The following is a 22,670-nucleotide window of genomic DNA, read 5'->3' as shown; positions in this document are numbered from 1 at the left end:
CGCCGTGAACCCCACCCCCGCGCCCGAGGCCGACACCACCCTCACCAGCCAGCTCCGAGGGCAGGACGCACCGCTCGGCCCGCGTACGGCCGAGACGACGACCGTTCCCCGCCAGAAGGCCGGCCACCACGAGGACGAGAGCGCCCCGGCCCCGCACGCGGACCCGCTGGACGATCCGGACCCGTACCGCGCGGCCGACGTCGCGGGCGCCGAGAGCCTGCTGCGCTGCTGGGCGCGGGAGATGGACCTGCCCCGCCCGGAGCGGGACACCCTGCGCGTCCCCCTCCCCGCCAGCGGAACCGCCCTCCTCGTGCCGGTGCTCTACTGGTCGCCGACCGGCCACCACCGCTTCGGCCCTGCCGTCCTCGAAGGCGCCCCCGCGGGAGCCCCGACCACCGACGCGGTCACCGTCGCCGCCCTGCTCTGCCGCGAGGGCGACCGGCACGCCGCCGCCGAACTCGTGGGCCGCGTCGCCGACTCCGTACGCCACACCACCGGATTCCTCACCCAGCGGCGCCGCACGCCCGAAGAGCCCCCCGGCAGCGACCCCTTCCTCACCGCCGAGCAGTCCCTGCTGCACGGACACCCGCTCCACCCCACGCCCAAGAGCCGCGAAGGGCTTTCGGAGTCGGAGGCCCGGCTCTACTCGCCCGAACTCCACGGCAGCTTCCCGCTCCACTGGATGGCCGTCGACCGCTGCGTCCTCGCCACCGACTCCGCCTGGACCCGCGACGGCCGCCCGGTCACCGCCGAGGAACTGCTGGCCCCGCACACCGAGGGGCTGCGCCTGCCCGAGGGCACCGTCGCCCTGCCGGTCCACCCCTGGCAGGCCGAGGAACTGCGGCGCCGCACCGAGGTCACCGAACTCCTCGACGCGGGCCTTCTGCACGACCTCGGCGAGGCGGGCGGACGCTGGCACCCCACCTCCTCGGTCCGGACCGTGTACCGGCCGGGAGCGGGCGTCATGCTCAAGCTCTCGCTGGGCGTACGCATCACCAACTCCCGCCGGGAGAACCTCCGCAAAGAACTCCACCGGGGTGCCGAGGTGCACCGGCTCCTGAGCGGCGGCCTGTCCGCCGAGTGGCGCCGGGCCCACCCCGGGTTCGACATCGTCCGCGACCCGGCCTGGCTCGCCGTCGACACCAAGGACGGCACCCCGGTCCAGGGACTCGACGTGGTCCTGCGGAACAACCCGTTCGGCCCGCACGACGACGCGCTCTGCGTCGCCGGCTTCACCGCGGTGCGCCCCCGTCGCGGGCGTACGGCGATGCGCTCACGGCTGGCGGAGACCGTCTCCCGCCTCGCCGAGCGGACCGGACGCACCGTCGGCGCCGTCTCGGCGGAGTGGTTCCTGCGCTACCTCGACCGCGTCGTACGCCCCGTCCTCTGGCTCGACGCCAACGCCGGGGTGGCTCTGGAGGCACACCAGCAGAACACCCTCGTCATGCTCGACGCGGACGGCTGGCCCGTGGGCGGCCGGTACCGCGACAACCAGGGGTACTACTTCCGCGAGTCCCACCGGGGCGCGCTCGACCGACGGCTGCCCGGCATCGGCGCCGAGAGCGACACCTTCGTCTCCGACGCCGTCACCGACGAAAGGTTCGCCTACTACCTCGGCATCAACAACGTCCTCGGCCTGATCGGGGCCTTCGGTTCCCAGCACCTCGCCGACGAACACCTCCTGCTCGACGCGTTCCGCGGCTTCCTGCGGTCCGCCGCCGCGATGGGCTCGCCCCTGCCCGCGTACCTCCTGGAGACCGGCCGGCTGCGCTGCAAGGCCAACCTGCTGACGCGGCTGAACGGCATGGACGAACTCGTCGGACCCGTCGACACCCAGTCCGTGTACGTGACCATCACCAACCCGCTGAATTCCTGACCCTCCCGGCACGCAGGGACACCCCCGGCCCGCACGGACGGCCTTGCGTCCGGATCGTGCCGGACCCGCGCGGGGGCCGGGCGCCGCTCCTCGCGGCGTGGCGGGCGGCCGAAGTCGCTCCGCCCCGGCCGCCCCCGCCCCTCGCCCCGCGGCAGGGCACCTGCCCTCGCCCGGGTCGCGGACCGATCCGGGCGGAACCCCCGGGCCGGGACCCCGCCCACCCCCGGCCGCAGGGTCCCGGGCCCTCGCACACGCCGGAGACCGGAACGCCGGCACCCAGGAGAGCCGGGTACCGGTACGGCCGGTACCCAGGAGAGGAGAACGTCGTTGTGCCACCCGTCGACACGCCCGGGAACCCGGCGGCCGGACCGGTTTCGCGGAAGACCGCAGGAGGACAAGATCCCAGGATGACGAGAGCGGAAGACCCCGGGCCGAGCGGCGGGGCGCCCCGGGCGCACCGCCCGGCGACCGCCGTCGAGGACACCCTGGACCTGCGTCTGACCGAGGAACTCCTGGCCCTCATCACCTCGGACACCCCTCCCTCACCCGACCCGGCACCGGTCGGCGGTCCCGGGGCCTCCACGCTGCTGGACGCGCCCGGCACCTGGCGCCCCGCCACCACGGCCACCGGAATCTTCCAGCTGGTGCCGGTACGGCTCGAACGCGACCTCGCCGTCGTCACCCGCTGGATGAACGATCCGGCCGTCGCAGCCTTCTGGGAGCTCTCGGGGCCCGAGGAGGTCACGGCCCGCCACCTCGCCGCGCAGTTCGACGGCGACGGGCGGAGCGTCCCGTGCCTCGGCGTTCTCGACGGCAAGGCGATGAGCTACTGGGAGATCTACCGGGCCGACCTCGATCCGCTGGCCCGCCACTACCCCGCGCGCCCCCACGACACCGGGGTGCACCTGCTGATCGGCGGGGTCACCGACCGGGGCCGGCGGCTCGGCACCACCCTGCTGCGCGCGGTGGCCGATCTCGTGCTCGACCACCGCCCCGCCTGCGCGCGTGTCGTCGCGGAACCCGACCTGCGCAACACCCCCTCCGTCTCGGCCTTCCTGAGCGCCGGATTCCGCTTCTCCGCCGAACTCGAACTGCCCGAGAAGAAGGCCGCCCTGATGATCCGCGACCGAGCCCACCGAGACCAGCTGTGAAGACCACGCCGAAGCGCGCACACCGCTCGAACCCCATCGGTTCCGTCCCGAGGAGTCCCCGTGCAGAAATATCCCGTGAGCCCTGAACCTGCGGGGCGCCAGCAGCTCCCGGACCGCCCGGAACTGAACAGAGCCGTCTGGGACCGGGTCACGGCCCGCCTGCTCGCGAAGATGCTCGGTGAATTCGCGTACGAGGAGATCATCCGGCCGCTCCGGCAGCAGCCGCCCGTCACCACGGACGGTGCCGGCGAACCGTACGAGCTGCTCCTCGACGACGGGGCCGTGCTCGCCTTCCGGGCCCGCAGAGGGGTGTACGGCAGCTGGCGCGTCGACCCCGCCTCGGTCCGCGAGACCACCGCGCGGCAGAACGGCGACGGGAAGGGCCCGTCGCAGGGGCGGCCGTTCCGCGATCCACTGCTCTTCCTCACCCGCGCCCGACACCTCCTCGGCCTGGACGGCGCCACCCTCGGCCACCTCGTGCGCGAACTCACCCGCACCCTGGCCTCCGACGCGCACCTCGCCCACACCGCCCTCGGCGCGGCCGAACTCGCCGACCTCGGCTACGCCGAGCTGGAGGGCCACCAGACCGGCCACCCCTGGCTCGTCGCCAACAAGGGCCGTCTCGGCTTCTCCGCCGCCGACGCCGCCCGCTTCACCCCGGAGGCACGCGTGGCCACCACGCTGCCGTGGATCGCCGTCAGCACCCGGATCGCCGGCTACCGCGGCGTACCCGGGCTCGCCACCCCCGACCAGCTGTACGCCCGCGAGCTCGACCCCGCCGTGCGGGAGGCCTTCGCGGCCCGGCTCGCCGACCGCGGGCTCGACGCGCGGGAGTACGTCTACCTGCCCGTCCACCCCTGGCAGTGGGACGAGTGGATCGTGCCGCTCTACGCGCCCGCCATCGCCGGGAACGACATCGTCCCGTTGCACGCCGACGACGACCTCAGGCTGGCGCAGCAGTCCATCCGGACCTTCGCCAACGTGGGACGTCCCGACCGCTTCACGGTGAAGCTCCCGCTGTCGATCCTCAACACCCTCGTCTGGCGCGGACTGCCCACCGAGCGCACCCTCGCCGCGCCCGCCGTCACCGGCTGGGTGCAGGGGCTGTGCGCCACCGACCCGTTCCTGCGCGACACCTGCGCGGTGATCCTGCTCGGCGAGGTCGCCTCCGTGACGGTGGAACACCCGCTCTACGACCGGCTGCCCGAGGTGCCCTACCAGTTCAAGGAGATCCTCGGCGCGATCTGGCGCGAGCCGCTGCCGCCCAGGCTGGCGGCAGGCGAACGGGCGCGGACCCTGGCCTCCCTCCTGCACACCGACCCCGACGGCCGCGCCTTCACCGCCGAACTCGTCGCACGCTCCGGGCTGGCCCCCCGCGACTGGCTGGTCCGGCTCTTCGCCGCCCTGCTCCCACCGCTCCTGCACTTCCTCTACCGTTACGGGACCGTCTTCTCGCCGCACGGCGAGAACGCCATCGTGGTCTTCGACGAACGGGACGTACCCGTGCGGCTCGCGATCAAGGACTTCGTCGACGACGTCAACGTCAGCGCCCACCCGCTGCCCGAGCTCGACACCATGCCCGCGGACGTGCGCGCCGTGCTGCTGACCGAGGCGCCCTCCTTCCTCACGCAGTTCATCCACTCCGGGCTCTTCGTCGGCGTCTTCCGCTATCTGTCGCCGCTCTGCGAGGAACAACTGGGCGTTCCGGAGGGTGAATTCTGGTCACTCGTCAGGGCCGAGATCCTGCGCCACCACGCCCGGTTCCCGGAGCTGAAGGACAGGTTCGAGATGTTCGACATGCTGACACCGCAGATCGAGCGGCTCTGTCTCAACCGGAACCGGCTGCTCGTGGACGGTTACCGGGACCGCCCGGACCGCCCGCACGCGGCCGTCCACGGGGTCGTCCCGAACCCGCTGCACTTCGCCGGATCCGTTCTGGAGTGACCGCCCCTGTCACTGCCGCGCCGTAGGCTGGAGCGGCTATGACGAAGCCATCCCTCACCGAGCTCCTCCACGCCGCCGTCTCCGCCGTCGGCGGTACGGAACGGCCCGGCCAGACGGCGATGGCCGAGGCCGTCGCCGGGGCCGTGGACGACAACGCCCACCTCCTCGTCCAGGCCGGCACCGGCACGGGCAAGTCCCTCGGCTATCTCGTCCCCGCGCTGGCGCACGGGGAGCGGGTCGTGGTCGCCACGGCCACCCTCGCCCTCCAGCGCCAGCTCGTGGAGCGGGACCTGCCGCGGACCGTGGAGGCGCTGCACCCGTTGCTGCGCCGCCGCCCCCAGTACGCGATGCTCAAGGGCCGCTCCAACTACCTCTGCATGCACCGCCTCCACGAGGGCGTCCCGCAGGACGAGGAGGAGGGGCTCTTCGACCAGTTCGAGGCGGCGGCGCCGTCCAGCAAGCTCGGCCAGGACCTGCTGCGGCTGCGGGACTGGTCGGACGAGACCGAGTCCGGCGACCGGGACGACCTGACCCCCGGCGTCTCGGACCGCGCCTGGGCCCAGGTCTCCGTCTCCTCCCGGGAGTGCCTCGGCGCGTCGAAGTGCGCGTACGGCGCCGAGTGCTTCGCCGAGGCCGCCCGGGAGCGGGCCAAGCTGGCCGACGTCGTGATCACCAACCACGCGCTGCTCGCCATCGACGCCATCGAGGGCGCACCGGTGCTCCCGCAGCACGAGGTGCTGATCGTCGACGAGGCGCACGAGCTGGTCTCACGCGTCACCGGTGTGGCGACCGGCGAACTCACCCCCGGCCAGGTCAACCGCGCGGTGCGCCGCGCCGCCAAGCTGGTCAACGAGAAGGCGGCCGACGCGCTCCAGACCGCTTCGGAGGGTTTCGAGCGGGTCATGGAGCTGGCCCTGCCCGGTCGGCTCGAAGAGGTCCCCGAGGACCTCGGCTACGCCTTGATGGCACTGCGCGACGCCGCCCGCACGGTGATCTCCGCACTCGGTTCCACCCGGGACAAGTCCGTCCAGGACGAGGACGCGGTGCGCAAGCAGGCGATGGCCTCCGTGGAGTCGGTCCACGCGGTGGCCGAACGGATCACCCAGGGCTCCGAATGGGACGTCGTCTGGTACGAACGCCACGACCGGTTCGGCGCTTCCGTGCGGGTGGCCCCGCTCTCCGTCTCCGGGCTGCTGCGCGAGAAGCTCTTCGCCGAGCGCTCGGTGGTGCTCACCTCGGCCACACTGAAGCTCGGCGGGGACTTCAACGGCGTCGGCGCCTCCCTGGGGCTCGCCCCCGAGGGCACCGCGGGGGAGGACGTCCCGCAGTGGAAGGGGCTCGACGTCGGCTCGCCCTTCGACTACCCGAAGCAGGGCATCCTCTACGTCGCCCGCCACCTGGCCACCCCCGGCCGGGAGGGCGCGCGCACCGACATGCTGGACGAGCTGGCCGAACTGATGGAGGCCGCGGGCGGGCGCACGCTCGGCCTGTTCTCCTCGATGCGAGCGGCGCAGGCGGCGGCGGAGGTGCTGCGCGAGCGGCTGGAGAAGCCGATCCTGCTCCAGGGGGAGGAGACCCTCGGCGAGCTGATCAAGAACTTCGCGGCCGACCCGGACACCTGCCTCTTCGGCACCCTGTCGCTCTGGCAGGGCGTCGACGTACCGGGCGCGAGCTGCCAGCTCGTGGTCATGGACCGCATTCCCTTCCCCCGGCCCGACGACCCGTTGATGAGCGCCCGCTCGAAGGCCGTCGAGCAGGCCGGCGGTAACGGCTTCATGGCGGTCGCCGCCACCCACGCCGCACTGCTGATGGCCCAGGGCGCGGGCCGGCTCGTCCGGGCCACCGGCGACAAGGGCGTGGTGGCCGTCCTGGACCCCCGCCTCGCCAACGCCCGGTACGGCAGCTACCTACGGGCCTCGCTGCCCGACTTCTGGTACACCACCGACCGCAACCAGGTCCGGCGTTCCCTGTCGGCGATCGACGCGGCGGCGCGGGCCGAGGGCCGCTGAGCGCCTGTCGGGCGGCCCCTGATCGGGCGCTGAGCCGCCCCGTCGCGGGCCCGCGAGCAGCACGGAGCCCCGGTGGCCGTTCCCTGCGATGAGGGGCGGCCACCGGGGCTCCGTGGGCCAGGGCTGAGCTTCCGGGGTGGGGCTACCCGGGAGGGATCCACCGGAGTGGATCCACCGGTCGCGTCGACCGCTTCCAGAGGTCGGACGCGCCCGCTTCCGGGGTCAGACGCGCCGCAGTACGGCCACGACCTTGCCGAGAATGGTCGCCTCGTCGCCGGGGATCGGCTGGTACGCGGAGTTGTGCGGGAGCAGCCACACATGGCCGTCCTCGCGACGGAACCGCTTGACCGTGGCCTCGCCCTCCAGCATGGCCGCGACGATGTCGCCGTTCTCGGCGACGGGCTGGCGGCGTACAGTGACCCAGTCGCCGTCGCAGATGGCGGCCTCGATCATGGAGTCGCCGACCACCTTGAGCACGAACAGCTCCCCGTCACCGACCAGTTGGCGCGGGAGCGGGAAGACGTCCTCCACCGATTCCTCGGCGAGGATCGGACCACCGGCCGCGATCCGGCCGACCAGGGGGACGTACGAGGCGGCGGGCTTGCCCGTCGTGTCCGTCTGCTGCGAAATGGGCTGGTCCGAGCCCCGGACCTCGTACGCCCGCGGGCGGTGCGGGTCCCTGCGCAGGAAACCCTTGCGCTCCAGGGCCATGAGCTGGTGGGCCACCGACGAGGTGCTGGACAGGCCGACGGCCTGCCCGATCTCCCGCATCGACGGTGGGTACCCCCGGCGCTGCACCGAGTCGCGGATGACCTCGATGACCCGCCGTTGCCGGTCCGTGAGGCCCGAACTGTCGGCCCGGATGCCAGGTGGACGCCCGGGCAAGGAGCGCGCGGCCCTGGGGGGCTCCGGCCCGTCCGGGTTCGTGACAGAGTCATTCATTGCATGCACCGGCTCAGGTCGGCTCGGAGAGCGGTGGTCCCGGGCAGTGATCGTGGCACTGTCGGCGCTGGTGGTCACATCGGCCCCTCTCGAAATGTTCTCCCTGGCTGGACAACGGTAGTAGCTTTCGAAAGGTTGCGCCAAACACACGTTCGAGTGAAAAACGAATAAAGGCCTGCATGGCCTTTGTGACCGGGTGTATGCGCTCGGGTGCGGGCGGCTCGCGAATTCGGTTCATAACGGTACCGCCGCTCTTTTCCCGCGGTGGCACCGGGCCTCCTTCCGGCCCTTCCCTTGGCGCGCCCGGGAACCACGCGCGAGCGCCGCCCCCGGAGTCCCGCCGGCCCCCGGGCGGGCCGCCGCGAGGGCGCCACCCGGCGTCCCGGGGCGCGGTCGTTTCCCGTACCCTCGTGCCTTGGCCGTGCGCGGCCCGGGCGCCCCGGGCCGGTCCGACACGCCTGGAGCCGAAACCGAGCAAAACCCTAGATCTAGTGGTTGGATTGCCCGGGTCGCCCAGAGGTTGTGGTCCCCGGTCCGGTGGGCGCCGGGAATCCCCTATGCTGGTGACTGCTTCGAAGGGCCCCGGCGGGGCCCTGTGAGGCTCATTACTCGTGCCGTGAAGGAGGCTTGGGAACCATGCACTGCCCCTTCTGCAGGCACCCCGACAGCAGGGTCGTCGACAGTCGCACGACCGACGACGGCACCTCGATCCGGCGCCGCCGGCAGTGCCCCGACTGTTCCCGCCGGTTCACCACGGTGGAGACCTGCTCGCTCATGGTCGTCAAGCGCAGCGGGGTGACCGAGCCCTTCAGTCGTACCAAGGTCATCTCGGGAGTCCGCAAGGCGTGCCAGGGGCGGCCGGTCACCGAGGACGCCCTCGCCAAGCTCGGCCAGCGGGTCGAGGAGGCGGTGCGCGCCACCGGAAGCGCCGAGCTGACGACCCACGACGTGGGGCTCGCCATACTCGGCCCCCTGAGGGAACTCGACCTCGTGGCGTACCTGCGTTTCGCGTCCGTGTACCGGGCGTTCGACTCGCTCGAAGACTTCGAAGCCGCCATCGCGGAACTGCGCGAACGGCGGCTTCCCGCCGGAGAGGGCGGGGAGACCGTGGAGGTCCCCGCTCCCTCCGTTCCCGCCCACTGAGTGGTACACGCCGTCCGGCTGAGGTCTGCCGGACGGCGACAGGGTGGTCCACAGACCTGCTTCCGGCGTCGAGGGCGGCGTTCGAAGCACCAGACACAGCACTGTGCCCCGGGAAGAACTGGGCACTTCAGGGCGTTTTTGCCCACATATGGGAGGCGGCATGACAGAGACGGCGAGCGGCCCGGCACGGAGTTCCCGCACCAAGGGGATCAAGCCGAGCAAGGGTCTGCGTATCGAGCGCATCCACACCACTCCTGGCGTGCACCCGTACGACGAGGTGGCGTGGGAGTCCCGTGACGTCGTCATGACCAACTGGCGCGACGGCTCGATCAACTTCGAGCAGCGTGGCGTCGAGTTCCCCGACTTCTGGTCGGTGAACGCGGTCAACATCGTCACCAGCAAGTACTTCCGCGGAGCTGTCGGCACGCCGCAGCGCGAGACCGGTCTGCGTCAGCTGATCGACCGGATCGTGACGACCTACCGCAAGGCCGGCGAGGAGCACCAGTACTTCGCCTCCCCCGCGGACGCCGAGATCTTCGAGCACGAGCTGGCCTACGCCCTCCTGCACCAGATCTTCAGCTTCAACTCGCCGGTCTGGTTCAACGTCGGCACCCCCCAGCCGCAGCAGGTCTCCGCCTGCTTCATCCTGTCCGTCGACGACTCCATGGAGTCGATCCTCGACTGGTACAAGGAAGAGGGAATGATCTTCAAGGGCGGTTCCGGCGCAGGCCTGAACCTGTCCCGCATCCGTTCCTCCAAGGAACTGCTCTCCTCCGGCGGCAACGCCTCCGGCCCTGTCTCCTTCATGCGCGGTGCCGACGCCTCCGCCGGAACCATCAAGTCCGGCGGCGCCACCCGCCGCGCGGCCAAGATGGTCATCCTCGACGTCGACCACCCCGACATCGAGAACTTCATCGAGACCAAGGTGAAGGAGGAGGAGAAGATCCGCGCCCTGCGCGACGCGGGCTTCGACATGGACCTGGGCGGCGACGACATCACGTCCGTCCAGTACCAGAACGCCAACAACTCCGTCCGCGTGAACGACGAGTTCATGAAGGCCGTGGAGTCCGGCGGCACCTTCGGTCTGCGCGCCCGCATGACCGGCGAGGTCATCGAAGAGGTCGAGGCGAAGTCCCTCTTCCGCAAGATGGCCGAGGCGGCCTGGGCCTGCGCCGACCCGGGCATCCAGTACGACGACACCATCAACGCCTGGCACACCTGCCCGGAGTCCGGCCGCATCAACGGCTCGAACCCGTGCAGCGAGTACATGCACCTGGACAACACCTCGTGCAACCTCGCCTCGCTGAACCTCATGAAGTTCCTCAAGGACGACGGCGAGGGCAAGCAGTCCTTCGAGTCCGAGCGCTTCGCCAAGGTCGTCGAGCTCGTCATCACCGCGATGGACATCTCCATCTGCTTCGCGGACTTCCCGACGGAGAAGATCGGCGAGAACACCCGCGCCTTCCGCCAGCTCGGCATCGGTTACGCCAACCTCGGCGCCCTGCTGATGGCGACCGGCCACGCGTACGACAGCGACGGTGGCCGCGCGCTCGCCGGTGCCATCAGCTCGCTGATGACCGGTACCTCCTACCGCCGTTCCGCCGAACTCGCCGCGGTCGTCGGCCCGTACGACGGCTACGCCCGCAACGCCGAGCCCCACCAGCGCGTCATGCAGCAGCACGCCGACGCCAACACCAAGGCCGTCCGCGTGGACGACCTGGACTCGCCGATCTGGGCCGCCGCGACGGAGGCCTGGCAGGACGTGATCCGCCTCGGCGCGAAGAACGGATTCCGCAACGCCCAGGCGTCCGTCATCGCCCCGACCGGCACCATCGGCCTGGCGATGTCCTGCGACACCACCGGCCTGGAGCCCGACCTCGCCCTGGTCAAGTTCAAGAAGCTGGTCGGCGGCGGCTCGATGCAGATCGTCAACGGCACCGTGCCGCAGGCGCTGCGCCGCCTCGGGTACCAGCCGGAGCAGATCGAGGCGATCGTCGCCCACATCGCGGAGAACGGGAACGTCATCGACGCCCCGGCCCTGAAGACCGAGCACTACGAGGTCTTCGACTGCGCCATGGGTGAGCGTTCCATCTCGGCCATGGGCCACGTCCGGATGATGGCGGCCATCCAGCCGTGGATCTCCGGCGCGCTCTCCAAGACCGTGAACCTGCCGGAGACGGCCACGGTCGAGGACGTCGAAGAGGTCTACTTCGAGGCGTGGAAGATGGGCGTCAAGGCGCTCGCCATCTACCGCGACAACTGCAAGGTCGGCCAGCCCCTCTCCGCCAAGACCAAGGAGAAGGAGAAGGAGGCGGTCACCGCCAAGGCCGAGGAGACCATCCGCACCGCGGTCGAGAAGGTCGTCGAGTACCGCCCGGTCCGCAAGCGTCTGCCCAAGGGCCGTCCGGGGATCACCACCTCCTTCACGGTCGGTGGCGCCGAGGGTTACATGACCGCCAACTCCTACCCGGACGACGGTCTCGGCGAGGTCTTCCTGAAGATGTCGAAGCAGGGCTCCACCCTCGCCGGCATGATGGACGCCTTCTCCATCGCCGTCTCGGTCGGTCTGCAGTACGGCGTTCCGCTGGAGACGTACGTCTCGAAGTTCACCAACATGCGCTTCGAGCCGGCCGGCATGACGGACGACCCGGACGTGCGGATGGCGCAGTCGATCGTCGACTACATCTTCCGTCGTCTGGCGCTCGACTTCCTGCCCTTCGAGACCCGCTCGGCCCTCGGCATCCACTCCGCCGAGGAGCGTCAGCGTCACCTGGACACCGGCTCCTACGAGCCGACCGAGGAGGACGACGACCTCGGCAACGAGCTGCCGGCCCCGTCCGCCCCGCTGCACGTGGAGCCGCTGAAGGCCGTCGCCGCCCCGGCGGAGGCCGCCGAGAAGCCGGCGCCGCGGACCGCGCACACCTCGGCCGAACTGGTCGAGATGCAGCTCGGCATCAGCGCCGACGCCCCGCTCTGCTTCTCCTGCGGGACGAAGATGCAGCGCGCCGGTTCCTGCTACATCTGCGAGGGCTGCGGCTCGACCAGCGGTTGCAGCTGATACCGGGCGCCTTCAGGGCGTGAAGTAGCTGTTCAAGGCGGTGGAGCCGGTCTCGCGGCTCCACCGCCTTCGACGAGCGTGACGCCTGGCTGATGTGTCTGATGCAACGCGCCGCCGCATCGAGGGCTTGTCGCGGCGATCACTCTCCTGGCATGCTCCGGGCCATGATCAAGAGAATCGAGTCCTCCGTCCGCCGATGAGCGAGACGACCGGGACAGGACTGCCCGGATCACCGACAGCGCTGTTCGACCACGCGCGGCAGTTACATCAACTGGGCCCAGAAGAGCCGCTTCCGCGCGACGGGTACCCCTTTCCCGACGACACGTTGCACCGTCGTCGAGGCCCGAAGGCACCCAAAGACCGGCACGTGGTCGGCAAGGATATTGTGCTCATTCTGGACGCGCATTTCGCGAGGGCCTCTGCCCTGCCCAGCGAACTGGCCGACGTCTTCCACGACGTCTACGTCCCGATCCACCACAACGAGCACATCACCGCCGCGGCTGAGCGGGCGGACGCAGAACGCGCCCGCCAAACGGGCCGCTGGCGGATCCGCTATGGCACCGATCGCTGCTCAGTCACCGTAGGGCTCGCCCTGCTCGCCGCTGTGGGAACAGCTGACGACATCCCGCTGATTCAGACGATCGGGCTGCTCTCCGACCGCTTCGGGCCGCTGGCGGCGCACGCCTTCGAGCGGCGGACAGGAGGAGTCGAAGCCCTGCTCCGGCTCGCCGAGCGAGTCACAGGCTGGGGGCGCGTCCATGTCGTTGAAGCACTCTGCAGACACGACGATCCAACTGCCCGACCGTGGCTGCTTCGCAGGGCCTGTGACGGCGACTTCCTCAACGGGTACTTCGCCGGCAAGGTCGCCACAGTCGCCAGACTCCATGAGGCGCTTGCAGAGCTCGACACCGAGGCTGCGTGCGTTTCCCGATCGAGAGCCGGATGCCGAGGAACAGCGCACGCCTGGAACAGGTGGTCTCCGCCAGTGAACCGGGCGGAGGCACGCCGGAGCGCCGTCCGGCGTGATCCGCGCCCGTAGCTGATCAGCGGTGCACGAAGGGGACCGACCAGTGGTCGGTCCCCTTCGTGCGTACACGCGACCGGGGCCGACCGGGCGTTCAGACGGACGGCCCGGACCCGCCCATCTCGGCGGCGAAGGTACTCGGGTCGCCGTCGAAGCCCCGCAGTGCCCCGTGGTAGGTCCAGATGCCCGCGCCGTCCCGGGTGAACTCGGCCACGACCGCCGCCGTCGCCGAGGCGACGCGCGAGAAGTCGTCCTCGCCCAGTTCGGTGTAGCCCTCGCGGATCTGCACGCCGGTGCCGGCCACCGCGCCGAACGTCTTGCGGCCGTCGCGCTGCTGGATCGCCACACCCACGACGACCCGTACGTACCGCTCCGCGAGCCGCTCGAGTTCCAGGGTCATGACCTCGTCGAACCCGAGCCCCTGGCCGGTGCGGCTGTCCCGGTTCAGGGTGATCGTGCCGTCGGGGGAGCGGCTGTCGTGGTGCACCAGATAGTCGGGGTCGCCGAACGGGGCGTCGGCGAGGTACGTACCCGCGATGAGGTCCAGGTCGTTGGGCGGTTCACCGAACTCGCTGGGGTCCCACTTGAGCCGTACTTCGACCTTCTCGATGTCCTTGTTCGGATTGCTGCTGGGGGTGCTCATCGGACTTCCCTTCATGCCGCTGCGCCACCGGTCCGGTCCTACAACCCGATGATGGCCATAACTTGCGTCGGATCCAACCGCGTTGGCCCCGGGCGGCCGGATCGGGCCACACCCGGACCGAAGTGGCCTGAAGCGGTCCGTGCGCCGACGGACGGGCGTCGCCCCGAGCCCCGTACGTGCCCGCGCCGTCGGGCGATGCCTCAGTGCGGGATGCGGAGGGGTGGACGCTGGACGGTCTCCTCGCGGAACAGCTCTATCCGGCTGCTGACCTGGCGCAGGAGGTGAGTGTCCTCGATTCGGTCGAGGTAGAGGCAGTTGCGGGCCACGCCCTCCAGTTCGAAGGCGAAGCAGAGGGACATCAGGGGGTTGATGAAGAGTTCACTGCCCTTGGTGCGCGAGGTGAACCGTACGTCCCCGAACGAGCCACGGACCGCTGCGGCGATTGACCCGTTGACGATGCTGGGATGGTCGGGGGTGTTCTCCTGCGCGTGCGCGACCGCGTCGAGATAGAGCGCGCCCTCGCGCGTCGAACGGGAGAGGGAGAACGCCCCGAGGTAGGCGCCGTCCCGCTCCAGGGCGGCGATGTTCTCCAGCACGAGCCCGTGACTGACCCCGTGATACGCGTCGACCCCGAATCCGACGGAGACGATCAGCCGCTCCGGCACGTCGATCCCGGCGAGCGCGGCGACGGAGGCCAGGTCCTCCTCCGGCGTGCCGAGACCGGACTCGTCGCCGCGCATGAGGATGTCCGTACCGCCGTCGACGAGGACGACCGCGTCGATGCGGTGGCGCTCGATCAGCGCCAGGTACGCCTCCCGCAGCGGCTGGACCCCGACCCGCGCGAGAGCGTGGACGGTGCTCGGGTACCCGTGCCGCGCGAGCCACTGGGCAAGGGTGCGCTCGGGGAAGTACGTCTGGTACGGGGAGCTTTCGGGGGTGACGGCCGCGACGTCCGGAGCGACCCAGTCGCCCAGGGGGAGGCTGTCGATCGAGCTGAAGGTGAGATTGGCGAGCGTGACGTCCTTCCCCTGGTGCAGGAGGGAGAGCGCGATCGGCAGACCGGCGTAGATGTCGAAGCCGCCGCCGGCGCCCGCGACGAGTACGCGCCGGGCGGATTCCAGCCGGGAGAACAAGGGATGCGAGTGCAGACCGGTCATGGAGATCATTCTGGGCCGTCCGTACCGGGAATGGCCAGACACGGCCCAGGGACGGAGTCAGGACGTTCTCCACCGGAGAGTGACGCGCGCCACGCCCGGAGCCGTACGATGGCGCGGTGCTGGTCAAGTGGATGCGCTGCGCCGTGGTGGACCGTCATGGGTTCGAACAGGGGCAGCGACAGGGGGCGGGGCTGCTCGGTGAGCCGGGGTTCCGAGGACAGGGCGGCGGGTGGAGCCGGGGACGTCCGGACGTCGCCCACGTCTTCGCGTTCTGGGAGAACCGGGTCTTCTACGACTCCTACATGGCGCGGGCCGGTGACGCCGCGACCCCCGGGCGTCCGGGAGCCTACCGCGACGTACAGGTCAAGCTGTTCGAGCACCGCTTCGACGTGAAGACCGGTTTCGAACCGGACTTCACCGACGCCGACGTCGTCAGGGTCGCCCACAGCAAGGTCCGCGAGGACCGGGTGGAACACTTCGCGCTCATGCAGTACCGGGTCTGGAACCCGGCCATGGCGGGTTCGCCGGGCATGCTGCGGGGGGTGTTCGGCGAAGCGCCGGGCCACGAGTTCCTGGTGCTGTCCATGTGGCAGTCGAGCGCGGAGCGCGGAAAGTACCGGATCCAGAGCGCCGAGCGGCTGTCGGACCGCGCCGAGACGGAGACGGACGTTCTGGCTCTGGCCGGGGACGTCGTCCAACTGGAACCGTCCTGGACGGTGGCCTGACAGATCCCGGGGCCGGGGCCGCTGCCGGGAGCCCTGCGGCTCGGGGGCGGTGTCCTTCGCGCCGCCGAGCCGTCTGTCGCCTGCGCCGTCTGTCGCCTGCGCCGTCCGTGGCCCGCGTTGTCCGGGGTTCGTGCTGCCGGGGCCTGCGCTTCCCGGAGTCCGGTCCGTGCGACCGTTCGAACCACGCCCTAGGGTCGTCCCATGGCCCGACCGCAGCGCATCGTCCTCGTACGGCACGGAGAGTCCGAGGGCAATGTGGACGACACGGTGTACGAACGTGAGCCCGACCATGCCCTGCGGCTGACGCACACCGGGCTCCAGCAGGCGGAGGCGGCCGGCCTCCGGCTGCGCGAGGTGTTCGGCGAGGAGCGGGTGAGCGTCTACGTCTCCCCCTACCGCCGGACCCACGAGACCTTTCGCTCGCTCGGGCTCGACCTCACCCGTGTGCGGGTGCGCGAGGAGCCCCGGCTGCGCGAGCAGGACTGGGGAAACTGGCAGGACCGCGACGACGTGCGGCTCCAGAAGGCAAACCGGGACGCTTACGGGCACTTCTTCTACCGCTTCGCGCAGGGCGAGTCCGGGGCCGACGTCTACGACCGGGTCGACGCCTTCCTGGAGAGCCTGCACCGCAGTTTCCAGGACCCCGACCACCCACCGAACGTGCTGCTCGTGACGCATGGGCTCACCATGAGACTGTTCTGCATGCGCTGGCTGCACTGGTCGGTCGCCGAGTTCGAGTCGCTGTCCAACCCGGGCAACGGCGAGACCCGGACACTGCTGCTCGGGCCCGACGGCCGCTACACGCTCGATCGCCCGTTCGCGCGCTGGCGGACCCCCGAGCCGTACGGCATCACCGGATAGGGCGGCCGGTCGTCGAGACTGGATGGTGCGGGTCCCTGGACCGGTGGCCGTGCGGGTCCCTGGACCGGTGGCCGCTGTCCCGGGGCCGGCCGCAGCGATCCCCGGAACCGGACGGCGTGTCCAGGGAACCGGGCGGAGCGGCCCGCCAGACCGATGGAGCGGTTCCCGGTCCGTCACGGCACTACTGGATAGAGTGGCAGGAAGATGACCTCTTACTCCTCCGAAACCTTCGAACGTCGTTACGCGCGTACTCTCGCCAGCCTGCGCGGCCTCTCCGTCGGAGACGCCCTGGGCTCCCAGTTCTTCGTCCCCGTGAACTATCCGCTGCTGCGCAGTCGCACCCTGCCGCCGGGGCCCTGGCAGTGGACCGACGACACCGAGATGGCCTGCTCGGTAGTGGCGGTGCTCGCCGAGCACGGCCGCATCGACCAGGACGCGCTGGCCCACTCCTTCGCCGAACACCACGACTTCGACCGCGGCTACGGTCCCGCGGTGAACAGAATGCTCCGGCTGGTACGTGAGGGCGGTGACTGGCAGGGACTCGCCGCCGGGCTGTTCCAGGGGCAGGGGTCCTGGGGCAACGGCTCCGCCATGCGCATCGCGCCGCTCGGAGCCTGGTACGCCGACGACCCGGAGCAGGCCACCCATCAGGCCGAGATCTCCTCCTACACCACGCACCAGCACCACGAGGCGGTGACCGGAGCGATGGCCGTGGCCGCCGCCGCGGCCCTAGCCGCCTCCCCCGGAGGGCCGCCCTCACCGGAAGCGCTGCTGGACGCGGTGATCGCCCTGCTGCCGCGCAGCGCGGTGGTGGCCGGGCTGCGGCGGGCCAAGGACATGCTGGACTACGAGGACCCCACGACGGTCGCCGCGGTCCTCGGCAACGGCCGTCGCACCAGCGCCCAGGACACGGTCCCCTTCGCTCTCTGGTCGGCGGCCCGCGCCCTCGGCTCGTACGAGGACGCGTTCTGGGTGACCGCCCAGGCGGGCGGGGACGTCGACACCACCTGTGCCATCGTCGGCGGGATCGTCGCGGCGTCCCCGGCCGGCGCCCCGCCCGCCTCATGGCTGGAACAGACCGAGGAACGGCCCTCCTGGGTGCCTGCCGAACCCCACGTCTGACCGGCTTCGCGCGGTTCCGCGCGGTTGCCTGCTGTTACGAACCGCCCCGCGCGGCTCCGAGTGGTTCCGTACGGAGCCGCGCGGTCTGTTTGGAACCGCGCGGCTCCGTACGGAACCGTCCTGCTCCGCGCTGGTCCGGACGGCTTGGCGGAGGCTCGACGGACGCGTCGACCTGTACGGATCGCGCGTTGCCGGGCGCGGAGGGCGGCCGGGCCGTCGGCATGCCCCCCGTCGTGTCACGGTCCTGCCACAGGGGCGTCGGGGCCGGTTCGCCCGGGCGACGCGCCGCTACTGTTTCGGCCACGCGTCGCCTGACGGTTTCCGCCGGGACGCGAGCAACGAGACAGCGGGTGACGCGCCGACGCTCAGCGGTACGGCGGCCCCGCGTGGGGAGGGGTCCCATGCCTACGTCCGACCAGCCGTCCGGGATACCGGGTCCGCGGGACACGCCGTCTCCGCCCGGTGCGGCCGAGGGGTCCGGCGGTTCTGGTGGTGCCGGGGACCGTGACGGTTCCCGTGGGCCGAACGGTGCAGCCGGTTCATCAGACGGGCCGGGCGGGGCGGCCTCGGCGCCCGTGTCCCCGCCTGCCGTGTCTCCGCCTCCCCTTTCCCCGTCCGACGTGTCCCCGGTGCCCGCGTCTTCGCCGACGGGAAAGCCCTCCGGTTACGGCGTCCGTCCCGGTACGGCCGCCGCGCCGTCCGTCCCGGCGCCGGTTCCGCCCGCCAATCCCTGGCAGCGACCCCGGCCCGCGCAACCGGGGGCGTTCGCCCGGGTCCGCCCCGCGGACCCGCCGCTCATCGGGGGCGGGACCCTCGTGGCGGTCCTCGTCACCGGCGTACTCAGCGCGCTGCTGCTCGGTGACGGCATCGGTATCAACCTTCTCCTGGTGGCCCTGCCCGCTGCGGCCGGTGCCTGGCTGGAGGCGCGCAGGGCGGGGCGTCGGGCGCGGGCCTGGACGCTGACCTGGGCGGTCGGCGGGCTGGCTCTGCTGGTGGTCCCGGCGCTGCTGGACGCGGGCTGGCCGACCTTCCTCGCCGTGGTGTCCGCCGCCGCGCTGGGTTCGCTCGCCCTGCACGGCACCCGGAGCTGGTTCGGCGTGCTCGCGGGCTCGTTGGGGGTGCTGGACGCGGTGATTCCGGGCATCGGATGGGGGTGGCGCGGTATCAGGGCACGGGCCACCGGCTCGCGGGCGCGCTGGGGCACCGCGCTACGGACGGCCGCCGTCGCCGTCGTGCTGCTGCTGGTGTTCGGAACGCTCTTCGCGAGTGCCGACGCGGCCTTCGCGGATCTCCTCGGTGACGTTCTGCCGGACGTCTCGCTGGGGGAGGGGCCCTGGCGGTTCTTCCTTCTCGCGATCGGAGTGGCCGGTGCTCTCGCCGCCGCGCGTACAGCCGCCGCCCCCACACGCTGGGACGGGATCACCGTCCGGCCCGGGCGGGCGCGGGGACGGGTGGAGTGGGCACTTCCGCTCATCGTGCTCGACGTGCTGTTCGCCGCCTTCATCGCTCTCCAGCTCGTCGTGCTGCTCGGTGGCTACGACAAGGTTCTGGAGGAGACGGGCCTCAAGCCCGCGGAGTACGCCCGCGAGGGCTTCTGGCAGCTGCTCTGGGCCACTCTGCTGACCCTGGTGGTCATCGCTCTGGCCCTCCGGCTCGCCCCGCGCGGGGGAGCGAAGGACCGTCTGCTGGTCAAGGGTGTGCTCGGCACCCTCTGCGTACTCACCCTCGTCGTCGTGGCCTCGGCGCTGCGCCGCATGGATCTCTACGTCGACGCGTTCGGTCTCACCCGGCTGCGTATCTCGGTGGCGGCGGTCGAACTGTGGCTCGGTGTCGTCCTGCTGCTGATCATCGCCGCCGGAGTGTTCGGCGCCCGGCACCTGCCCCGGGCGGTCGTCGTCAGCGCCGCCGTGGGAGTGCTTGCCTTCGGGCTGGTCTCCCCCGACCGGTTGATCGCCGAGCAGAACGTCCAGCGCTACCGCGAGGGCAAGGCGATCGACATCACCTACCTCCAGCAGCTGTCGGCCGACGCCGTGCCCGCCTTGGACGGCATCCCCGACGAGAGGATGCGGGCCTGTGCGCTCCAGGTGATCCAGAGCGCGCTCCTGGATTCGGACGAACCCTGGTACGCCACGAGCTGGAGCGAGGCGAGGGCGCGGGACATCCTCGCCGGACACCCCGTCGACCCGGTCAGGACCTCGTGCGACGGCGGGGCGGGCGGCTTCGACGACTCCAGCGACCGTGACCCCGCCGAGCCCGGCCCGGCCGATCCGGCCGATTCGGAGTACGACCCGTACTGACGGGCCCCGTGTGCGGCGGGCCCCGCGTGCGACCGAGCCGCCCGTCGGCCGGAGGGCTGACAGGAGTGCCCGCGGGAGTCCGCCCGCGGCACCTCCGGGTGGCCCGGCACCTCCGGGCGGGGCGGGTGGCACCCCGGCGGGGCTGCGGCGGGGCTGCGGCGGGGCTGGTGGAGGCCGGTCCGGGGCGGGGGCGATGGCGATCCCCGTCCGAAAAGGCCCGTCTTCCGCCCGAACGGATGCCCGGTCGATCTCTGTACACCGTGGCGGCCGGGCAGTTCACGGAAATGCCCGGCCCCCGGGGTGTCGCCATCGCGTCCATCGGCGTACGCTGTCTGGCGCCATGCCGTACGAACCACCCACGCACACTGTCGAGCGCTCGCTCCGTGCCACCACCGGTGCCCGGACCGTCGCCGGTGTCGACGAAGTCGGACGCGGAGCGTGGGCAGGCCCCGTCACCGTCTGCGCGGCGGTCACCGGTCTGCGAAGACCCCCCGAGGGACTCACCGATTCCAAGCTGATCACACCCCGGCGCCGGGCCGAGCTGGCGCCCGTCCTGCGTGACTGGGTCACCGCCTACGGCCTCGGTCACGCCTCCCCCGAGGAGATCGACGAGCTCGGCATGACCGCCGCCCTGCGTCTCGCCGCCGTCCGCGCCCTGGACGAACTGCCGGTGCGCCCCGACGCGGTGATCCTCGACGGCAAGCACGACTACCTCGGTAGCCCCTGGCGGGTACGCACCGTCATCAAGGGGGACCAGTCCTGCATCGCGGTCGCCGCAGCCTCGGTCATCGCCAAGGTGTACCGGGACACGGTGATGGCAGAACTCGGCGCGGACACCGGAGAGTTCGAGGAGTTCGCCTTCAGGGCCAATGCGGGCTACCCGTCACCGACGCACCAGGCCGCGCTGGAGCGACTGGGGCCCACCCCCCACCACCGCCTGTCCTGGTCGTACCTCGACGCGCTGCCGCGGTGGCAGCACCTGAAGAAGGTCCGCTTCTCCGCCAAAGCGGCAGCACTCGAAAGCGGGGGCCAGCTCGGCTTCGATTTCTGATCGCGCTCACGCACCCACCGGCCGACACCTGGCGTATCGGCATCTGTACAGACAACCATCCATGCCTCTTACTCCCGAGGAGCCTCAGATTCACGAGAGCGCTCAGGGTCCCCGTGCTGTTCCGGCCTCCGGCCGCACCGCGTCGACCCCCCGTCCCGTTCCCGGGCCGCGTTCCGCGGCCACACCGCGTCCCGGACACCCGGGACCCGCACGGCCTGCGCCGCCGGCGCAGCGCCCCCACCCGGTCCCCGGCCCGTCGCGGCGCGCGGAGAATCGTTCCGTGCCGCAGCTGCAGGTGATCCCGGCCCCCTCCGCCGGAGCGCTCGACGCCGCCGAGGAGGCCGTCGATCTGCTGCTCGACAATGGCCGCGCCCCGGGCGACGTCCTCGTGCTCACCACGGGCGAGCAGCACCCGTGGGCCACGCACGAACTCTCCTTCGGCGAGGCGTCCTACTGGGCGCAGCACGAAGCCGGCGACGACGTGTTCTTCGCGGACCTGTCGGCGGTCGGCCGTGCCGCCGGCCGGCCCGTCGTGGTCGTCGCCGTCAACGGTGAGCCGGCCGGCGACGCGGCCCAGCAGTTGTCCCTCGCACGGGAGCGGGCCGGCACCCTGTTGATCGTGTGCGGTGACCCGCAGACGATCAACGCCGCCCTCGGCGTGAGCGTCTGATCCGACCGGAAGCCCGTCCGGCCCGGAACTCCGGTCCGGCCGTCCTGCGGGACGGCCGGACCCCGGTCCGCCGGGTTCAGCGGGCAGCCGTGCGCAGCATCACCTCGGCCGCTCCGCCACCCGTGCGGAGAGGAGTCGGGACGGCGGCGAAAGTCTCCGCGAGCGACGCGGGCGTCGAGAGCGAACTCGGCTGTCTGCCTCCCCGGCCCTCGCCCAGTACCTGCCATCCGCCGCGGGTCAGGGTGATGTACGCACCGCAGCGCAGCCCGTGCAGGGTGCAGGCGTCCCGCAGCCCCCACATCCACGCGCCGTCCTCCTCCGTCCAGCGCTCGTCTCCCTCGCGGCAGTAGAGCAGTACGGCGGTACGCGCCGGGGTGCGGCGGCGCAGGTCGTGCGGGATGACCCGGCGCAGGTGGGACAGGAGCGCGTTACGGAACTCCCAGCCGTCCGCGACCGCGGAGCCGCGCCGGACGAACGAGGCGCTGGCGTTCAGGCGTTCCTCGTGATCGAGGACGGCCACGACGGCGGTCGCCGGAGTGGGCCGGTGGCGGGCGTGCAGCCCACTGACCACCTCGCGGGGGTTGCGCAGCAGAGGTATGCCCGCCGAGGTCCACTCGGTGGGCTCCAGCATCCGGGCGAGCCGACTGGTGGAATCGGCAGGCATCGAGGACGCCGCCCACGGTGAAGTGTCTGCGGACGGTGCGAATCCGAAGGTCACGGTTCTCCCTTCGTTACGCGCCCACGAGGCGGGCAGGATGACAGAGGGCACGCCCATACAGGCCGTGAAGTGACCGTCCGGGAGGCAACTCCAATTCTCCCTGGCGTATCGGCGGGCGGCAACGAGCAATTGGAACACCCGACGGATATCCACCGGAAAGACCTGGATATCCCTGCCCGTGATGGCCCCCCACGACGCCTCCCGCCTCCTTGGAACGGCCCGGCACGGAAACAACACCCCGGAACCGCGTTGGACACGAGAGTCTTCCGTGGCGCGGTC

17 protein-coding genes are annotated in these 22,670 nt (G+C 71.4%); 13 read left to right on the top strand and 4 right to left on the bottom strand.

From position 1 onward, the window contains the following. Positions 1 to 4 precede the first annotated feature (4 nt). The 4 genes from OHT52_RS05475 to OHT52_RS05460 all read left to right on the top strand — a co-directional run bounded on the left by OHT52_RS05475 (position 5) and on the right by OHT52_RS05460 (position 6,980). Positions 5 to 1,876 carry an IucA/IucC family protein gene (locus OHT52_RS05475; RefSeq protein WP_328719000.1) on the top strand — a complete coding sequence of 624 codons (1,872 nt, stop codon included), beginning with the start codon at positions 5 to 7 and terminating at the stop codon, positions 1,874 to 1,876. 407 nt (positions 1,877 to 2,283) lie between these two features. Further along, positions 2,284 to 3,027: a GNAT family N-acetyltransferase gene (locus OHT52_RS05470; protein WP_328718999.1), complete on the top strand. Its 744-nt coding sequence runs from the start codon at positions 2,284 to 2,286 to the stop codon at positions 3,025 to 3,027. Between the two features lie 60 nt (positions 3,028 to 3,087). Next, positions 3,088 to 4,971, top strand: a complete 1,884-nt coding sequence (locus OHT52_RS05465; protein ID WP_443046503.1) for an IucA/IucC family protein — start codon at positions 3,088 to 3,090, stop codon at positions 4,969 to 4,971. Between the two features lie 38 nt (positions 4,972 to 5,009). Beyond that, entirely contained in the window at positions 5,010 to 6,980 is a 1,971-nt protein-coding gene (locus tag OHT52_RS05460) for an ATP-dependent DNA helicase (protein ID WP_328718997.1), read from the top strand. A 222-nt stretch (positions 6,981 to 7,202) separates the two neighbouring features. Here OHT52_RS05460 and lexA read toward each other — a convergent pair whose 3' ends face one another. Then, on the bottom strand, positions 7,203 to 8,000 hold the full coding sequence (lexA, locus tag OHT52_RS05455) for a transcriptional repressor LexA (protein ID WP_328718996.1): 798 nt from the start codon (positions 7,998 to 8,000) through the stop codon (positions 7,203 to 7,205). Positions 8,001 to 8,558: 558 nt separating this feature from the next. Between lexA and nrdR the strand changes: the two genes are divergently transcribed. From nrdR to OHT52_RS05440, 3 genes are all read left to right on the top strand, one after another. Further along, a complete protein-coding gene (nrdR, locus tag OHT52_RS05450; protein WP_328718995.1) occupies positions 8,559 to 9,065 on the top strand; it encodes a transcriptional regulator NrdR in 507 nt (168 codons plus the stop codon). A 160-nt stretch (positions 9,066 to 9,225) separates the two neighbouring features. Further along, complete coding sequence (locus OHT52_RS05445; protein ID WP_328718994.1) at positions 9,226 to 12,123, top strand: vitamin B12-dependent ribonucleotide reductase; 2,898 nt, start codon at positions 9,226 to 9,228, stop codon at positions 12,121 to 12,123. A 196-nt stretch (positions 12,124 to 12,319) separates the two neighbouring features. Then, on the top strand, positions 12,320 to 13,162 hold the full coding sequence (locus OHT52_RS05440) for a hypothetical protein (RefSeq protein ID WP_328718993.1): 843 nt from the start codon (positions 12,320 to 12,322) through the stop codon (positions 13,160 to 13,162). A 79-nt stretch (positions 13,163 to 13,241) separates the two neighbouring features. On the opposite strand, the gene OHT52_RS05435 is transcribed toward OHT52_RS05440, so the two are convergent. Then, the gene (locus tag OHT52_RS05435; RefSeq protein WP_328718992.1) at positions 13,242 to 13,790 is read right to left on the bottom strand and encodes a TerD family protein; all 549 of its coding nucleotides are present in this window, start codon (positions 13,788 to 13,790) and stop codon (positions 13,242 to 13,244) included. A 200-nt stretch (positions 13,791 to 13,990) separates the two neighbouring features. After that, positions 13,991 to 14,947, bottom strand: a complete 957-nt coding sequence (locus tag OHT52_RS05430) for a DUF1152 domain-containing protein (protein ID WP_328718991.1) — start codon at positions 14,945 to 14,947, stop codon at positions 13,991 to 13,993. Positions 14,948 to 15,063: 116 nt separating this feature from the next. Between OHT52_RS05430 and OHT52_RS05425 the strand changes: the two genes are divergently transcribed. From OHT52_RS05425 to OHT52_RS05400, 6 genes are all read left to right on the top strand, one after another. Next, positions 15,064 to 15,672, top strand: a complete 609-nt coding sequence (locus OHT52_RS05425; RefSeq protein WP_328718990.1) for a DUF4937 domain-containing protein — start codon at positions 15,064 to 15,066, stop codon at positions 15,670 to 15,672. Between the two features lie 201 nt (positions 15,673 to 15,873). Beyond that, positions 15,874 to 16,533, top strand: coding sequence for a histidine phosphatase family protein (locus tag OHT52_RS05420; protein WP_328718988.1), 660 nt, complete (start codon positions 15,874 to 15,876; stop codon positions 16,531 to 16,533). A gap of 204 nt (positions 16,534 to 16,737) precedes the next feature. After that, complete coding sequence (locus OHT52_RS05415; protein WP_328718987.1) at positions 16,738 to 17,655, top strand: ADP-ribosylglycohydrolase family protein; 918 nt, start codon at positions 16,738 to 16,740, stop codon at positions 17,653 to 17,655. Positions 17,656 to 18,056: 401 nt separating this feature from the next. Beyond that, a complete protein-coding gene (locus OHT52_RS05410) occupies positions 18,057 to 19,952 on the top strand; it encodes a DUF4153 domain-containing protein (RefSeq protein WP_443046502.1) in 1,896 nt (631 codons plus the stop codon). A gap of 340 nt (positions 19,953 to 20,292) precedes the next feature. Next, positions 20,293 to 21,003, top strand: coding sequence for a ribonuclease HII (locus OHT52_RS05405; protein WP_328718985.1), 711 nt, complete (start codon positions 20,293 to 20,295; stop codon positions 21,001 to 21,003). Between the two features lie 61 nt (positions 21,004 to 21,064). Next, complete coding sequence (locus OHT52_RS05400; protein ID WP_328718984.1) at positions 21,065 to 21,673, top strand: hypothetical protein; 609 nt, start codon at positions 21,065 to 21,067, stop codon at positions 21,671 to 21,673. A gap of 76 nt (positions 21,674 to 21,749) precedes the next feature. Here the strand turns inward: OHT52_RS05400 and OHT52_RS05395 are convergent, their stop codons facing one another. Then, positions 21,750 to 22,391 carry a hypothetical protein gene (locus OHT52_RS05395; protein ID WP_328718983.1) on the bottom strand — a complete coding sequence of 214 codons (642 nt, stop codon included), beginning with the start codon at positions 22,389 to 22,391 and terminating at the stop codon, positions 21,750 to 21,752. Positions 22,392 to 22,670: the final 279 nt, after the last annotated feature.

Origin of the sequence: Streptomyces sp. NBC_00247, assembly GCF_036188265.1 — a bacterium.
Lineage (GTDB): Bacteria > Actinomycetota > Actinomycetes > Streptomycetales > Streptomycetaceae > Streptomyces.
The sequence above is the reverse complement of the archived record's forward strand: the minus strand, read 5'-3'. Positions and strand labels throughout refer to the sequence as shown.

Coding starts and splice junctions, on each gene's coding strand:
- OHT52_RS05445 (WP_328718994.1), top strand. CDS start 9,226: ATGACAGAGACGGCGAGCGGCCCGGCACGGAGTTCCCGCACCAAGGGG.
- OHT52_RS05430 (WP_328718991.1), bottom strand. CDS start 14,947: ATGACCGGTCTGCACTCGCATCCCTTGTTCTCCCGGCTGGAATCCGCC.
- OHT52_RS05400 (WP_328718984.1), top strand. CDS start 21,065: ATGCCTCTTACTCCCGAGGAGCCTCAGATTCACGAGAGCGCTCAGGGT.
- OHT52_RS05460 (WP_328718997.1), top strand. CDS start 5,010: ATGACGAAGCCATCCCTCACCGAGCTCCTCCACGCCGCCGTCTCCGCC.
- OHT52_RS05470 (WP_328718999.1), top strand. CDS start 2,284: ATGACGAGAGCGGAAGACCCCGGGCCGAGCGGCGGGGCGCCCCGGGCG.
- nrdR (WP_328718995.1), top strand. CDS start 8,559: ATGCACTGCCCCTTCTGCAGGCACCCCGACAGCAGGGTCGTCGACAGT.
- OHT52_RS05405 (WP_328718985.1), top strand. CDS start 20,293: ATGCCGTACGAACCACCCACGCACACTGTCGAGCGCTCGCTCCGTGCC.
- OHT52_RS05440 (WP_328718993.1), top strand. CDS start 12,320: ATGAGCGAGACGACCGGGACAGGACTGCCCGGATCACCGACAGCGCTG.
- OHT52_RS05410 (WP_443046502.1), top strand. CDS start 18,057: ATGCCTACGTCCGACCAGCCGTCCGGGATACCGGGTCCGCGGGACACG.
- OHT52_RS05415 (WP_328718987.1), top strand. CDS start 16,738: ATGACCTCTTACTCCTCCGAAACCTTCGAACGTCGTTACGCGCGTACT.
- OHT52_RS05420 (WP_328718988.1), top strand. CDS start 15,874: ATGGCCCGACCGCAGCGCATCGTCCTCGTACGGCACGGAGAGTCCGAG.
- OHT52_RS05435 (WP_328718992.1), bottom strand. CDS start 13,790: ATGAGCACCCCCAGCAGCAATCCGAACAAGGACATCGAGAAGGTCGAA.